13 protein-coding genes are annotated in these 14,576 nt (G+C 68.8%); 10 read left to right on the plus strand and 3 right to left on the minus strand.

The annotated features are described in order from the left end of the window. Window positions 1-3 precede the first annotated feature (3 nt). A complete protein-coding gene (locus AC1RRV_RS01445; RefSeq protein ID WP_492857798.1) occupies window positions 4-594 on the minus strand; it encodes a helix-turn-helix domain-containing protein in 591 nt (196 codons plus the stop codon). A 336-nt stretch (window positions 595-930) separates the two neighbouring features. On the opposite strand from AC1RRV_RS01445, the gene AC1RRV_RS01450 reads away from it, so the two are divergent. The 10 genes from AC1RRV_RS01450 to AC1RRV_RS01495 all read left to right on the plus strand — a co-directional run bounded on the left by AC1RRV_RS01450 (window position 931) and on the right by AC1RRV_RS01495 (window position 12,119). Further along, complete coding sequence (locus AC1RRV_RS01450) at window positions 931-1,272, plus strand: STAS domain-containing protein (RefSeq protein WP_492857799.1); 342 nt, start codon at window positions 931-933, stop codon at window positions 1,270-1,272. After that, window positions 1,269-1,637: a response regulator gene (locus AC1RRV_RS01455; RefSeq protein ID WP_492857800.1), complete on the plus strand. Its 369-nt coding sequence runs from the start codon at window positions 1,269-1,271 to the stop codon at window positions 1,635-1,637. Before AC1RRV_RS01450 ends, AC1RRV_RS01455 begins: the two co-directional genes overlap by 4 nt. Next, window positions 1,634-3,598, plus strand: a complete 1,965-nt coding sequence (locus AC1RRV_RS01460; RefSeq protein ID WP_492857801.1) for a chemotaxis protein CheA — start codon at window positions 1,634-1,636, stop codon at window positions 3,596-3,598. The genes AC1RRV_RS01455 and AC1RRV_RS01460 overlap by 4 nt, the downstream gene beginning before the upstream one ends. Next, window positions 3,598-4,098, plus strand: coding sequence for a chemotaxis protein CheW (locus AC1RRV_RS01465; RefSeq protein WP_492857802.1), 501 nt, complete (start codon window positions 3,598-3,600; stop codon window positions 4,096-4,098). The genes AC1RRV_RS01460 and AC1RRV_RS01465 overlap by 1 nt, the downstream gene beginning before the upstream one ends. Window positions 4,099-4,116: 18 nt before the next feature. Beyond that, window positions 4,117-5,940, plus strand: a complete 1,824-nt coding sequence (locus AC1RRV_RS01470) for a methyl-accepting chemotaxis protein (RefSeq protein WP_492857803.1) — start codon at window positions 4,117-4,119, stop codon at window positions 5,938-5,940. 1 nt (window position 5,941) lies between these two features. After that, window positions 5,942-6,418, plus strand: a complete 477-nt coding sequence (locus AC1RRV_RS01475) for a chemotaxis protein CheW (RefSeq protein ID WP_492857804.1) — start codon at window positions 5,942-5,944, stop codon at window positions 6,416-6,418. 61 nt (window positions 6,419-6,479) lie between these two features. Next, a complete protein-coding gene (locus AC1RRV_RS01480; protein ID WP_492857805.1) occupies window positions 6,480-7,346 on the plus strand; it encodes a CheR family methyltransferase in 867 nt (288 codons plus the stop codon). Beyond that, window positions 7,343-8,449, plus strand: a complete 1,107-nt coding sequence (locus AC1RRV_RS01485) for a protein-glutamate methylesterase/protein-glutamine glutaminase (protein ID WP_492857806.1) — start codon at window positions 7,343-7,345, stop codon at window positions 8,447-8,449. Before AC1RRV_RS01480 ends, AC1RRV_RS01485 begins: the two co-directional genes overlap by 4 nt. Beyond that, window positions 8,450-10,366, plus strand: a complete 1,917-nt coding sequence (locus tag AC1RRV_RS01490) for an ATP-binding protein (RefSeq protein WP_492857807.1) — start codon at window positions 8,450-8,452, stop codon at window positions 10,364-10,366. Further along, entirely contained in the window at window positions 10,359-12,119 is a 1,761-nt protein-coding gene (locus AC1RRV_RS01495; RefSeq protein WP_492857808.1) for a hypothetical protein, read from the plus strand. Before AC1RRV_RS01490 ends, AC1RRV_RS01495 begins: the two co-directional genes overlap by 8 nt. Here the strand turns inward: AC1RRV_RS01495 and nhaA are convergent. Together nhaA and AC1RRV_RS01505 are read right to left on the minus strand one after the other, a co-directional pair. Beyond that, complete coding sequence (gene nhaA, locus AC1RRV_RS01500; protein ID WP_492857809.1) at window positions 12,116-13,276, minus strand: Na+/H+ antiporter NhaA; 1,161 nt, start codon at window positions 13,274-13,276, stop codon at window positions 12,116-12,118. The two genes, AC1RRV_RS01495 and nhaA, sit on opposite strands and share 4 nt — an antisense overlap. 1 nt (window position 13,277) lies before the next feature. Further along, window positions 13,278-14,567, minus strand: coding sequence for a DUF5690 family protein (locus AC1RRV_RS01505; protein ID WP_492857810.1), 1,290 nt, complete (start codon window positions 14,565-14,567; stop codon window positions 13,278-13,280). Window positions 14,568-14,576 lie beyond the last annotated feature (9 nt).

A 14,576-nucleotide genomic window follows, 5' to 3' on the forward strand; every position in this document is an offset into this window, starting at 1 on the left:
CCCTTAGGCTTCCAGCGTCGGTTCGCCCGGCGGGGCCACCAGCAGCACCCTGGCCTTCTTGCCCTGGGCCAAGAGGGCGTATGGCGTCCGGGCGTCGAAATAGACGCCGTCGCCGGGGTTCAGGGTGAGTGGCGAATAGCTTTCGGTGTGCAGCACCGCCGCGCCCTCCAGGGCCAGCAGATAGACCTCGCCTGACAGGCGCGTGAACGGGCCGTGCTCAGTCAGCGAGCGGGCGGTCACGTTGAGAATCGCCGGGGCGAAGGGCTTCGACAGCAGTTCGGACGCGGTCACGACCCCCAGATGCGGCCCCACGCGCACGGCTCGGCCTTCGCCGGCCCGGTTGACGACGCGCCGGCCGCTGGGGGCGGGGGCGGTCTCGGCCTCGTGGCGAATGACGTGCTCGAGGTCGACCTCCAGCGAACGGCACAGCCGCATCAGCTTGTCATAGGTCAGCGAGACCTGGCCCAGCTCCAGCTTGGACAGGCTGGACAGGGGCACGCCGGAGCGCTCGCTCAATTCGGCGAGGGTCAGGCCCTTGGCGAGCCTCAGCTTCCGGACCGCGAGTCCGGCGCCGCTGGAGAGGCGCTGACGCATCGGTCAGTTCGCCTTCAAGCGCTCAGGGACGACATACAAGTCTTCAATCTCCGCAGTCCGTTTGCACGTCGACGTCGCCCTAGATCGCCGTCGACGGTGGTCCTGGTCGCGTCCTAGGGCGCGGCCAACTGGGATGAGCATTGCGCACAGTGGTGCGATTCTCGGTCGCAGTGAGAAATTCTCTCCCATTCTCACAATTAAGGGAAAATTCACGCTCCTACACGACTAATGGGTGTGTTCAGTCTTCGTCGCGCGCTGATCAAATATTCGCGTGTCGAGTTGGCAAACAGGGACGGGGTGATCGCGCCAACGGGGGCAGCGATCAAAAACACATAGATGAAAGTGGCGCACAACATGGCGACACCACAGGGGGAGTTCTTCCGCGTCGAGCTGTGCGGCAATTTGTCGCTGGCCTCGGTCGCGCAAGCTCACGAGAAGGTCTTGTCAGCCTTCGATCAAGATCTGCCGATCGTGATCGACTTGGACGGCGTCACGGACGCCGATCTGACCCTCGTGCAACTCGTTGAAGCGGCCCGGACGTCGGCCTCCCGACGCGGCCGTTCTCTCAATCTTTCCGCGCCGGCCTCCGGTCCGACGCGCGCCGTGCTCGAGCGCGGTGGCTTTCTCGGCGCGCCTGACCGCGCCGCCTTCTGGCTTCAAGACACGGTGAACTCATGAGCGCCTCGATCCTGACGGTGGATGACTCGGCCAGCCTGCGACAGGCGATCAAGATCGCCCTGACCGGCGAGGGCTATGCCGTGACCGAGGCCGAGCACGGCCAGGCGGGCGTGACCCAGGCCGACGCCGGCGACTTCCAGCTGATCATCACCGACCTGAACATGCCGATCATGGACGGGCTGACGATGATCCGTACGCTGAGGGCCAAGCCCAAGCACGCCGGCGTGCCGATCATCTTCCTGACCACCGAGTCCGACGCCGACATCAAGGCCCAGGCCAAGGCGGCGGGGGCCACGGGCTGGCTGACCAAGCCGTTCAACCCCGACCAGCTGATCACCGTCGTGAAGAAGGTCCTCGCCAAGTGAGCGGCCTGGATCCCGTCGCCACCTTTCGCCTCGAGGCCCGGGATCTGCTGGAGCAGGTCGAGGTGGACCTGCTGACCCTGGCCGAGCGCCTGGACGATCGCGAGACGATCGACGCGGTGTTCCGCAGCCTGCACACCCTGAAGGGGTCAGGCTCGATGTTCGGCTTCGACGCCCTGGCGGGCTTCACCCACCACTGCGAGACGGCTTTCGACCGGGTTCGCAAGGGCGAGGTCGCCGCCTCGCCGGCCCTGGTCAACGCCGTCCTGGCCGCCCGCGACCACATGCGGGCCCTGGCCGAGGGCGAGCCGGTCGAGCCGGGTGTCGAGGACGCCCTGCTGGCCGATCTGCAACAGGCCGTGGACGGCGCGGGCTCGGCCCCGGCGCCGGCCGCTCCGGCCGACAAGACCTGGCGCGTGCGCTTCAGCCTGCCGCCCGAGACCTTCGTCAATGGCGGCCGTCCGCTGCCGTTGCTGGATGAACTGCGCGACCTGGGCGTGTGCGAAGTCACCGCCATCACCGACGCCGTGCCCGCGATCGAGGACCTGGTCCCGACCGACTGCCGGCTGTCCTGGGACGTGGTCGTGACCACCGACAAGCCGCGTTCGGCGATCGAAGATGTCTTCATCTTCGTCATCGACGACATGACCCTGGATATCACCGAGATCGTCGCTACCCCCCAGGGCGACGTGGTCGCGGCGACGGCCCCCCCTCCAAATGCCGTCGCCGCGATCGAAACTCCCAAGGCCGCCAACGACACGCCGCAGGCCGAGGGCCGCTCGGCGCGCTCGGCCGAGATGATCCGCGTCCCCGCCGATCGCCTGGACGAGCTGATGGACCGCGTCGGCGAGCTGGTCATCGCCCAGTCGCGCCTGAAGCAGGTCGCGCTCTCCAGCAGCGACATCCAGCTGCTGTCGGTCTCCGAAGAGATCGAGCAGCTGGCCTCGGAACTGCGCGAGATCATGATGGTCGTGCGCATGGTGCCGATCATCCAGCTGTTCGGCCGCTTCCGCCGCCTGGTCCATGACCTGGCGCGCGACACCGGCAAGACCATCGCCTTCACCACCGAGGGCGAGACGACCGAGCTGGACAAGACGGTGATCGAGCGCCTCGCCGATCCGCTGGTCCACCTGATCCGCAACGCCGCCGACCACGGCCTGGAAACGCCCGAGCAGCGCCTGGCCGCCGGCAAGGGCGAGACCGGCACGATCAACCTCTCGGCCCGCCAGGCCGGCGCCGAGGTGATCATCACCATCACCGACGACGGCCGTGGGGTCGACCGCGCCCGCGTCCGCGCCAAGGCCGAGGAAAACGGCCTGATCACCCCCGGCCAGGTCCTGACCGACCAGGAGCTGCTGCACCTGATCTTCCGTCCCGGGTTCTCGACCGCCGGCCAGGTGACCAACCTGTCGGGCCGCGGCGTCGGCATGGACGTGGTCAAGAGCGCCATCGAAGGCCTCGGCGGCTCGATCGAAATGTCCTCGATGCCGGGCCTGGGCTCGCAGATCGCCCTGCGCATCCCGCTGACCCTGGCCATCATCGACGGCCTGCTGGTTCGTGTCGGCAACGGCCGCTACGTGATCCCGCTGGCGGCCGTCGAGGAGTGCGTCGAGCTCACCGCCGAGCAGGACCAACGCTCCACCGGCCGCAACTTCCTGACCCTGCGCGGCCAGATCACGCCCTTCGTCCGCCTGCGCGAGCTGTTCAGCGCCGGCGGCCAACCCGATCCGTACCAGAAGGTGGTGGTGGTCTCGACCGCCCAGGGCCGCGTCGGCCTGGCCGTCGACCAGATCATCGGCGACCACCAGACGGTCATCAAATCGCTCTGCGCCTTCCACGCCGACCTCGAGACCTTCTCGGGCGCGACCATCCTCGGCGACGGCGGCGTGGCCCTGATCCTCGAGGTCACCAACCTCGTCGCCGCCGGCCAGCGGCGCGACGAACAGTTCCAGGCGGCCGGCTGATGACGAGCTTCGCGCAAGATGGGGCTATCGAGGCCCTGACCTTCGACCTGCACGGTGAGACCTTCGGCCTTGAGGCCGGTCTGGTCCGCGAGGTGCTGGACCTGCTGCCCGAGACCGACGTGCCCGGCGCGCCGGCCTTCGCGGGCGCCGTGATCAATTTCCGTGGCCGGGTGATCCCCCTGGTCGACCTGCGCCTGGCCTTCGGGCTGGAGCGCGGGACGACCACCACCCACAGCCGCATCGTGGTCATCGAGTTCGACGTCAGCGACCAGCCGACCCTGATCGGTCTGCGCGCCGACCGCGTGCACGAGGTCACCACGATCAATTACGCCGACACGGAGCTCCCGCCCCGCGTCGGCATGCGCTGGCGCCAGGACTTCATCCGCTGTCTCGCCAAGCGTTCCGACGACCTGATTATCGTTCCCGATCTTGCGCGCATCTTCGCCGCGCGCGGCCGGACCTCCTCGCAACCGTCTCTTCAGACCACGGCTCAGTCCTAAGGGCCCCGGAGCAAGCTCATGCGCTTCACGATCAAGCTCAAACTCGGCCTGGCCTTCGGTCTGGTCACCCTCCTCGCCACGGTGATGGCCGCCCTGGGCGTCGCCCAGCTGGCGTCGCTGAACGTCGCCATCAGCGACCTGATGACCGGCCCGGTCGCCCAGGCGCGGATCGCCAACAACATGGTCGACGACGTCAACGCCATGTTGCGCAACGAAAAGAACCTGATCCTGGTCACGGACCAGAAGAAGATCGAGGAATACGACGGCAAGATCGAGATGCACCGCGCCCGCGTGGTCGAGGAGCGTCGCGAACTGCTCAAGATCGCCACGCCGAAGATGGCCGACGAACTGCGCAAGATCGACGAGGTTTGGCCGGAATACATGGCCACGCAAGACCAGCTGCGGACCCTGGCCAAGAGCGACTCGTCCGACGCCAAGGCTCGCGCCGGCGCCCTGTCGATGGGCGAGGTCCGTACGCACTACGGCCATGTCGTCGACTCGATCAACGCCATGACCAAGGCCGCCGACGACGCCGTCAAGCAGACGGACGCCGACACGACCAAGCAGTATGAGCACGCCCGCACCCTGCTGCTGACCGCCGCCGGCCTGATCCTGCTGATCTCCGCCGCCGCCGGCGTCTGGATCTCGCTGAGCATCGCCAATGGCCTCAAGCGCGTCATCGGCATGGCCCAGGCCGTCGCCGTCGGCGACCTGGACCAGTCGGCCGAGGTCAAGTCGAACGACGAGATCAAGGACCTGATCGACAACTTCAACACCATGGCCGCCAACCTGCGCGAGACCGCCGCCCTGGCCGATCGCGTGGCCGACGGCGACCTGACCGTCCAGCCGCAGCCGCTGTCGGACAAGGACACCCTGGGCCTGGCGCTGGAGCGCATGGTCGATCGCCTGCGCGGCGTGGTGGCTGACGCTATCTCGGCCTCGCAGAACGTCTCGGCGGGCAGCCAGGAACTGTCGGCGGCCTCGGAACAGGTCAGCCAAGGCGCGACCGAGCAAGCCGCTTCGGCCGAAGAGGCCTCGGCCTCGATGGAAGAGATGGCCGCCAACATCAAGCAGAACGCCGAGAACGCCGCCCAGACCGAGAAGATCGCTCGCCAGTCGTCGGCTGACGCCGAGCTGAGCGGTCAAGCCGTCAAGCGCGCCGTCGAAGCCATGCAGACCATCGCCGAGAAGATCACCATCGTTCAGGAAATCGCTCGCCAGACCGACCTGCTGGCCCTGAACGCGGCCGTCGAAGCCGCCCGCGCCGGCGAGCACGGCAAGGGCTTCGCGGTCGTCGCCTCGGAAGTGCGCAAGCTGGCCGAACGCAGCCAGACCGCCGCCGCCGAGATCGGCGCCGTGTCGTCGGAAACCGTCAAGGCCGCCCAATCGGCCGGCGACATGCTGACCAGCCTGGTGCCGGACATCCGCAAGACCGCCGAACTGGTCTCCGAGATCAGCGCCGCCTGCCGCGAGCAGGACATCGGCACCTCGCAGATCAACGAAGCCCTGCAACAGCTGGACAAGGTGACCCAGCAGAACGCCGACGCCTCCGACAAGATGTCGGCGACCTCGGAAGAGCTGGCCGCCCAGGCCGAAGAGCTGCAAGCCTCGATCTCGTACTTCCGCATCGAGGACGGCAATTCGCGCAAGGCCCCCGTGGCCGCGCGCCCGGCCGCCCGCAAGCCGGCCAAGTCGTTCTCCAAGCCCGCCGGCAAGGCTCCGGCCGCGCGCAAGCCGTCAAACCCGGTGGCCCAGCAGCAGAGCCGCGCCCGCGGCTTCGCCCTGGACCTGTCGACCGGCGGCCCGGACGAGGACGACCGCGACTTCCGGGAGTATGCGTGAGATGTCCAGCCCGGCTGACGAACTTCAGTTCGTAACCTTGAGCCTGGGCGATGAGGTCTTCGCGATCCCGGTGACGTTCGTCCGCGAGATCCTGGAGTACCGCGCGCCGTTCGCCATACCCGATGGTCCGCCCTTCCTCCTGGGGCTGACCGATGTGCGCGGCCAGGGAACCCCGACCCTGGACCTGCGCCGCAAGCTGGGCCTGGCGCCGGTGGCGCCAGGTCCCAGCACCCGGATCCTGGTGCTGGACGTCCCGCTCGAGGACCGGCTGCTGTCGCTGGGCCTGGTGGCCGACCGGGTGATCGAGGTGATCACCGTGCGGTCGGACCAGGTCGAGCCGGCCCCGGACATCGGGGTGCCGTGGCGCTCGGACTACATCCAGGGCGTCGTCCGGCGCGAAACGGGCTTTGTCGTCCTGTTCGAGATGACCCGCATGCTGACCGCCCAGGACGCCGACGCCATCCGCCAAGCCGCCTGACCGGCGGCGTGATCTCTTCCGCCTCTTCGCGCCGCAAAACGCGGCGCTCCGGAGCCCGCCCTTGTCGAACCTCGCCGTCCAGATGAAGCCGCAGGACCCTTCGTTGAGCGAGGCGCTGAGCCTGCGCAACTTCAACCGGCTGGCCAAGTTCATCCACGACTACAGCGGCATCCGCATGCCGCCGAACAAGCGGACGATGCTGGAGGGGCGCCTGCGCCGCTGCATGCGCGACAGCGGCTACCTGACCGTCGACGACTATTGCGACTATCTGTTCGACGGCGGCGGCCTGGACCGGGAAGAGGTCCGCCTGATCGACGCGATCACCACCAACAAGACCGACTTCTTCCGCGAGCCCCAGCACTTCGACTTCCTGCGCGAAGAGGGGCTGCAGACTCTGACCAAGGGCGGCCGCACCAAGCTCAAGATCTGGAGCGCGGCCTGCTCGATCGGCGCCGAGGCCTATACCATGGCCATGGTGCTGGAGGAGTTCAGCCGCCAGGTCCGCCGCGTCGACTACTCGATCCTCGGCACCGACCTCTGCACCCAGGTCCTGACCCAGGCCACGGCCGGCCGCTACTCCGAGGCGATGATCGACCCGGTGCCGCAGGAGCTGCGCGCCCGCTACGTGATGCGGTGCCGAGATCCGCGCCGTCCCGAGGTGCGGATCGCGCCCGAACTGCGTGGCAAGCTGTCGGTGGCTCGCCTGAACCTGATGGACGACGCCTATCCGGCCGATCGCGACTTCGACGTGATCTTCCTGCGCAACATCCTGATCTATTTCGACAAACCGACCCAGGCCAAGGTGCTGAACAATCTCTGCGACCACCTGCGTCCGGGCGGCTACCTGATCCTGGGTCATTCGGAATCGATTGTCGGCGTCGACCTGCCGGTCGCCCCCGTCGCCCATACGGTGTTTCAACGGCTATGAGCGACAAGATCCGTGTCCTGATCGTCGACGACTCTGCGGTGGTCCGCCAGACCCTGACGGCGGTGCTGGAGAGCGATCCCGAGATCGAGGTGATGGGGGCCGCGTCCGACCCGTTTGTCGCCGCCAAGCGCATCGCCGAGGAAATCCCCGACGTCATCACCCTGGACGTCGAGATGCCGCGCATGGACGGCGTCACCTTCCTGCGCCGCCTGATGGCCCAGCATCCGATACCCGTGGTGATGTGCTCGTCCCTGGTCGAGGGCGGGTCGGAGACCCTGCATCAGGCCCTGGAAGCCGGCGCCGTCGACGTGATCCTCAAGCCGCGCATGGGCGTGGCCGAGCACCTGGCCGAGGCGCGCATCCTGATCTGCGACACGGTCAAGGCCGCGGCCCGCGCCAAGCGGGTGGGCAGCTTCGACCGCGTGCCGCGCGCCGGCCTGCGGACTCCACCACCGCGCCGGGCCGTTCCCGAGAAGAAGCTGACCGCCGACGCCATGCTGCCGCCGCCCACCAGCCGGGCGATGGCCAAGACCACCGAGATGATCGTCTGCATCGGCGCCTCCACCGGCGGCACCGAGGCCCTGCGCGAGGTGCTGGAAGGCCTGCCGGCCGCCGCCCCGGGCATCGTCATCGTCCAACACATGCCCGAACGCTTCACCACCTCGTTCGCCAAGCGCCTGGACAGCCTGTGCGCCATGGAGGTCAAGGAGGCCGAGGACGGCGACGCCGTGCTGCGCGGCCGCGTCCTGATCGCGCCGGGCAACTTCCACACCATGATCGAGCGCGGCGGCGCCCGCTATCACGTCTCGGTCAAGCCGGGCCCGCTGGTCTCGCGCCACCGACCGTCCGTGGACGTACTGTTCCGCTCGGCCGCCCGCACCGTCGGTCCGAACGCCGTCGGCGTGATCATGACCGGCATGGGCGACGACGGCGCGCGCGGCCTGGAAGAGATGAAGACCGCCGGCGCCTTCACCATCGCCCAGGACGAGGCGACTTCGGTCGTGTTCGGAATGCCCAAGGAGGCGATCGCCCGCAATTGCGTCGACCGCATCCTGCCACTGCAGCGCATCGCCGCCGAGATCCTGCGGGGCACGGAGCGGTAGATGATCGAGGCGCGCCCCGACCTCCGCGATTCATTGCGCGCCAGCCGGGCCGGCGGCGCCCTGCCGTTCCGGCAGTGGATGCTGACTCTGGACGGGCGCATCGAAGGCATGAACTCGGCCGCCCAGGCCTATGCCGAACGCGAAAGCCGGCTGCCGGCCATGAGCCCGCTGGTCGAGGTCTGGCCCGAGGAGAGCCGCTTCTCGGTCGAACGCGCCCTGCGCACGGCGGCCACCGGTCAGCTGGCCTGCTTCCGCACCTTCGACGCCTTCGAGATCAACGGCCCGACCTACTGGGAGACCCTGATCTCTCCCGTGCCGGACAGCGACGGCGAACTGACCGCCTTGATGGCCTTGTCGCGCGACGTCACCGACGAGGTCGAAAGCGCCTCCCTGATGGAGGCGGTGCTGCAATCGCTGCCCTCGCCCCTGGCCGTCCAGGCCAGCGACACCGGCCGCTACGTGCTGTGGAACCGCGCGTCGGAGAAGGCCTTCGGCATCGACGCCGAGCACGCGATCGGCCGCCTCCGCGCCGAACTGTTCGGCGATGAGATGGCCGCCTTCTTCGAGAAGAACGGCGCCTCGACGCTGAAGATGGGCGAGACGCGAACAATCCGCGGTCTGCGCGCCCCCCCGGACAGGGGCGGCGGCGTCTATGACATCAAGGTGCTGGCCACGTTCGACGACCTGGGCGCGCGCCACCTGATCAGCCTGGGCGAGGACGTCGGCGAGCGGGTCGCCCAGGCCCGGGCCCTGGAAGAGGCTGTGCGGGACGCCGAGCGCGCCAGCCTCGCCAAGAGCACCTTCCTGGCCAATATGAGCCATGAGATCCGTACGCCGATGAATGGCGTCGTGGCCGGCGCCGACCTGCTGGCCAAGCACGACCTGCCAGAGGCCTCGCGCGAACTGGTCGGCATCATCCGCAACTCCGGCGTCATGCTGGAGCGCCTGCTGGGCGACATCCTCGACCTGGCCCGCATCGAGGCCGGCCGCGTCACGGTCGAGGAGCAACCCTTCCACCTGGGCGACCTGCTGCGCACGGTCGAGGATTCCTCGCGCCTGGCGATGAGCGAGAAGCCGGTCGACTTCACCGTCGCCGTGCTGCCGGAGCTGGAGGGGGTGGTGATCGGCGATCCGGTCCGCCTGCGCCAGGTGCTGGTCAACCTGATCAGCAACGCCGCCAAGTTCACCGAGCGCGGCGCCGTCTCCCTGACCGCCTATCGCGACGACGACGGCCCGGTGCGCTTCTCGGTCTCCGACACGGGCATCGGGTTCGACGAGATCGAGAAGGCGCGGATCTTCGAGCGTTTCCAGCAGGCCGACGCCTCGATCACCCGCCGGTTCGGCGGTTCGGGCCTGGGCCTGTCGATCTCGCGCGAGCTGGTGGCCCTGATGGGCGGCGAGCTGGACTGCGACAGCCAGCCGGGCGAGGGCGCGAAGTTCTGGTTCTGCCTGCCCCTGCCGCGCACGACCGCCCCGACCCAGGCCGACGTCGACACCGACACCCTGGAGGCCGAGCGCGCCGTGCGGGTGCTGCTGGCCGACGACCATCCGACCAATCGCCGCGTGGTCGAGCTGATGCTGGCCGACGCGGCCGAGGTCATCAGCGTCGAGAACGGCCGCGAGGCGGTCCACGCCTTCACCGAAGGCGCTGTCGACGTCGTGCTGATGGACGTCCAGATGCCGGTGATGGACGGCCTCTCGGCCGTGCGCGAGATCCGCCGCCTGGAACGCGAAAGCGGCGCGGCGCGAGCGCCGATCATCATGCTGACCGCCAATGCCGGCGACGAGCACGTCGCCGCCAGCCGCTCGGCCGGGGCGGACATGCATATCGAAAAACCTATCACCGCCGCGGCGCTCTTCGCCGCGCTCAACGAAGTCCTTGCGCATGCGCAGCGAGGGGAACCGGTCCATGGCTGAACCAGCGATGCAATTCGACGCCGCGCCTTCCGATCCCGAGACCCGCGCCGTCGCCGATCGGCTCGGCGCCGTGGCCAAGGCCATCGAGGGGCAATTCCTGAAGACGGGCGGCGTCCTGGCGGACGCGACCGGCAGCGTCGGGGTGCTGATCGCCTCGCTGGAGACCCTGGCCAAGGCCATGGACCAGTCGATGGTCGACGCCACCACCCGCGACCTGAACACGGCCGCGGCGGGCCTGCGGGTCCTGCCGGACGGTCTGGTCGGGCGCCATCTGGCGCTGGAGAAGCTGGAGACGCTGAGCCGCGACCTGGCGGCGCACATCGTCGACATGCACCAGAACCTCGCCTACCTGCGGGTGGTCGCGCTCTACATCAAGATCGCCGCGGGCGGGGTCGAGGGCGACAACGGCGACTTCGCCCTGTTCGCCCAGGAGATCGCCGACTGCATCGCCGTGGGCCGCGAGCACCTGGAGTCGTTCGACGAGGACCTGCGCCTGCTGGACCACGACCTGCGCTCGGCGATGATCTACGAGAGCAACCTGCGGATCCACTGCGCCGACCTGGCGGTCGATACGCCGGACGCCATCGAGGCCAACGCCGGCCAGCTGGCCTCGCAGCGCGTGCAGGTGGCGGCCGTCGCCAACCAGGTCGCCCAGCTGGCCCGCGATACGCGCAAGAAGGTCGGCGGGGTGCTGATGGCCTTGCAGATCGGCGACATCACCCGCCAGCGCGCCGAGCACGTTCAGTTCGGACTGCAGCTGCTGGACGGCCTGGACGCCGACCTGTCGGGCGAGCGTCGCGAGCGGATCCGCTCGGTGATGCTGGCCCTGCTGAAGGCGCAGCTGGACGCCACGATCGAGGACTTCGGACTCGAGATGGCGGCCATCGAGCGCAACATGGCCGGCATCGCCGCCGACACGCGCGAGATCCTGCAGCTGCAGGACCTGGCCTATGGCCGGGCGGACCGCAGTGACGGCGATTTCCTGGGACGGCTTGAAGGCCATGTGGGCAAGGCCCTGATCCTGGTCGAGGAGATGACCGCCGCCGACCAGGCCGCCCTCGATGTCGGCCAGGCCGTGGCGGCGGCGGCCGAGCGGTTGGCGCAACGGATCGACGGCGTGCGCCGCATCCAGGCCAATGTCCACCAGATGGCCCTCAACGCCACCCTGCGCTGCGCCCGCATCGGCGAGCAGGGCAAGCCGATCACCGTCATCGCCGTCGAGCTGCGCGGCCACGCCGCCAAGCTCGAACTGGCCGCCGACCGCACCCTGGCCGGAGTGGAAACCCTGATCGGCGGCGCGGTGGGACTGGGTGGCGGCGAGCTGTCGGGCAATCCGGCCACGGCCCAGATCTCGGGCGTCCTGCAGACCGCCCTGTCCCGCATCCGCGAGGTCGGCGGCTCGGGCGGCGGCGCTATCGTCGACCTGGCCAAACAGGGCGGAGCGGTGGTCGAGGCCATGAACCAGGCCGCCGCGCGCATGGACTGCCGCCGCGAGATCGGCCTGATGCTGGAAGCGTCCGCCACGGCCCTGGACGCCCTGCCGGCCGCGCCGTTCGAACCCGAAGGCGAGGCCGACGAGGTGCTGACCGCCTGTCTGAACGCGCTCTACGCCCAGTACAGCATGGCCCAGGAGCGCGAGACGCACGGCGCCGTGGTCGGCGAGCTGGCGCAGACCGTTCAGGACGGCGAAACCGCCAAGGAACCGGCCGAAGCGCCAACCGGCGAGGTCGACCTGGACGACGTGTTCTTCTAGTCCGTCTTCGGCTTGGCGGCGCTCAGGATCGCCATGCCCAGCAGCGCCGAGGCCACGGAGCCCGCCAGGACGCCGATCTTGGTCTCGTCGATCAGCTTCGGGTCGCTGAAGGCCAGGCCGCCGATGAACAGGCTCATGGTGAAGCCGATCCCGCACAGCACGGCCACGCCGTAGAGCTGGCCCAGCGACGCGCCGCGCGGCATTCGCGTCCAGCCCAGCTTGACCAGGCCGAAGGCGACGCCGAACACGCCCAGCTGCTTGCCGAGGAACAGGCCCAGGGCCACGCCCAGCGGCACGGGGTCCAGCACGGCCGCGAGGCCGACCCCGGCGAACGACAGCCCGGCGTTGGCGAAGCCGAAGATCGGCGTCACCCCGAAGGCGACCGGCCTGTGCAGGGCATGCTCCAGCCGGTGCAGCGGCGAAGCGTCGTCGGCCCGCAGCGGGATGGTCAGGGCCAGGGCGACCCCGGCCAGGGTGGCGTGGACGCCCGACTGCAGCACCAGGAACCACAGCGCCACGCCCAGCAGCAGATAGGGCCAGAGGCTCATGACCTTCAGCCGGTTGAGGGCGATCAGGACCAGCAACACGCCGCCCGCCCCGGCCAGGGCCAGCAGGTGCAGCTGCTCGGTGTAGAACAGCGCGATGATCACGATGGCCGCCAGGTCGTCCATGATGGCGATGGCGGTCAGGAACACCTTCAGTGAGGTCGGCACGCGCGGCCCCATCAGGGCCAGCACACCCAGGGCGAAGGCGATGTCGGTGGCCGAGGGAATGGCCCAGCCGGCGATGCTGTCGGGGTGCTTGAGATTGAAGGCCAGGTAGATCGCCGCCGGCAGGATCACCCCGCCCAAGGCCGCCGCGCCGGGCAGCAGCACGTCGGCGGGCCGGGACAGCTGGCCGTCCAGCACCTCGCGCTTGATCTCCAGCCCGACCAGCAGGAAGAACAGGGCCATCAGCCCGTCGTTGATCCAGTGCAGGGCGCTCATCGGGCCGAGATAGGCGTGCAGCGCCTTGAAATAGGCCGAGGCCAGCGGCGAGTTGGCGACGATCAGGGCCAGGGCGGCGGCGACCATCAGCGCATAGCCGCCGGCGGCCTCGTCCTTCAGGAAATCGGCGAGAGCTCGGCGGGCGCGGAGGCTGATGGTCCGCAGCGCCACGTCAAAGCGTCCTCAGGAACCGGTTGGCGAAGAACAGCCCGACCAGGCCCAGGCCGCAGGCGATATAGGCGCCGCCCGCCAGGAACTGGCTCCACTCGATGTTCAGCTTGGCGAACGACTTCACCAGCAGCAGCGAGATGCTGCCGATATAGCCGAACGAGTCGGCGACATAGATCAGGAACCCCGCCGTGCCGATCTTGCCGGTGGCGGCGATCATCCGGTCGAACAGCATGGCGTTGAACGGGGTGTAGCCCATGTAGAGCCCGGCCCCGGCCAGGACCATCCACCAGACCGGCGACAGCAGATGCAGCTGATAGGCCAGGGTCGAGGCGCCCAGCAGCACGAAGCCCAGGGCCACGAAGCCGATGTTGAAGGCCACGGCCTTGCGGTTGTCCTTGACCCCCATCAGGGCGGCCAGGCCGACCAGCACGATCGCCGCCACCGGCAGCTCCGACAGGGTGAAGATCGAGGCGGCGTTCTTGAAGCCGAGCTCGGCCCAGATCTCGGCCGAGAAGTTGTCGCGGAAGTCGCGCAGCGCCGTCAGCATCACATAGACCCCGATCAGCAGGATCAGGGCCGGGGCGTGGGCGGTGAACAGGGCGGCGCGGTCCTTGGCGTCCATCGGCGCGCGCTTGACCCGCTCGGCCTCGTCCTGGGCGTTGGGCGGCGGCAGCTGGGCCAGGGCCACGACGGCGATCAGCATCAGCGGCGCGAAGATCAGGCCCGAGATGGCGGGCATCCAGCGCTCGTCGACGTTCGACAGCAGCAGCATCTTGCCGACCGACTTGGCCACGCCCGACGACAGGATGAAGCTGGCGCACAGCATCGCCCCCAGCACCTCGGTCAGACGGCGGCCCTCGAGAAAGCCGAACACCAGGCCCCAGATCATGCCCAGGCACAGGCCGTTCAAGTACATCGCCATCGGCCCGATCACGGTCGGCAGGGTGCCGAACAGCAGCAGGGCCATCTCGGCGCCGAAGATCAGGGTCAGGATGGCGATGGCGCGCCGGCCAGGCTGCATCTCGGAGATCACCTTGACCCCGATGAACTTGGCGGTCGCGTAGCCGGCGACCTGGGCGATCACCAGGGCGATCTTGAAGTCGAAGGCGAACGGCCAACCTTCCGGATGCGAGAAGGCCGCGGCCGTGAACGGCTTGCGATAGCCGAACATGGCGAAATAGACGGCGAACGAGGAGAGCCCGCCATAGAGGGCGAAGGCCCAGGGCGGCGCCGTGGTCAGGAAGCGGGTGACCAGGCCCTTGCGGACGGTCTCGTCGGCCGTTGCGTTCATGCTGCTGTC

The organism is Caulobacter sp. GW821-FHT11E10, from assembly GCF_058808375.1.